This window comes from Pseudomonas sp. VEM90, assembly GCF_054611535.1.
Window position 1 is genome coordinate 1 of the sequence record NZ_JBTRAR010000065.1, and the last position, 729, is coordinate 729.

Annotated in this window: 1 protein-coding gene; it reads left to right on the forward strand. The window is 60.5% G+C overall.

Annotation, left to right across the window (positions count from 1 at the left end; translation table 11 throughout):
- Nucleotides 1-113: 113 nt before the first annotated feature.
- On the forward strand, nt 114-729 hold a 616-nt coding region (locus tag ACYCCG_RS26040; RefSeq protein ID WP_459672325.1), incomplete at its 3' end, for a hypothetical protein.

Genomic DNA, 729 nt, shown 5'->3' on the forward strand with positions numbered 1-729 from the left:
CACACACGGCCTGTACGACCAGGTTCAGTCCCCGCTTGGCAACACGTTCGCATTGCACAACGCCTGTGTGATGTTCGAGTTCAACCGTAGTACTGGGTTTTAAGGAGTTAACAATGGGTGTCCGATTGGTTGCAAAGGGCGTTGATGCCGAGAGCGTGGCAACTGAATACGCCGCGCCTGTGCGACGTGGGCTCGAGGCGGTGCATTTCTTGAACACCAGCCTGACCAAGGCAGGTCGAAATTTCGCCCCGGGCAAGGGGCAGAGCAAGGTGGTGGGGGCCCCAGTCCCTCAAGCGGCTTACTTGAGCTGCAAGGGCACGGTGAATCTCATCGAAACTGCCATGTCCGAGACCGAGTCCATGACGATGTTCGTCATCGCCCGGACAGCCGCAGACGGTTCGGTGGTGGCCGATCGCCCCATGTTCCTGGGTAACTATCAAGGCCAGGCCGGTGACGGCGGCGCCGCTTACGGTGTGAGCATTTACCTCTCGGCCTTGAATCGCATCACCGCAACTGCAGGTTATGGCTCGGACGCCGGAACCAACACCAACGTCCTGGCTGGCGTGACCAAACCGGCGGTGGCGAACCTGTGGGGCCTGTATATGATCCAGGTTACCCCTACGGCTGTTGTGATGCGCGACCTCACCAGCGGGCTGACCCAAACGACCTCGGCATCGCTGCCGCGACGGCTGGCGACTGGCAAGATCAGGATCGGTAGCGGTCAGACCA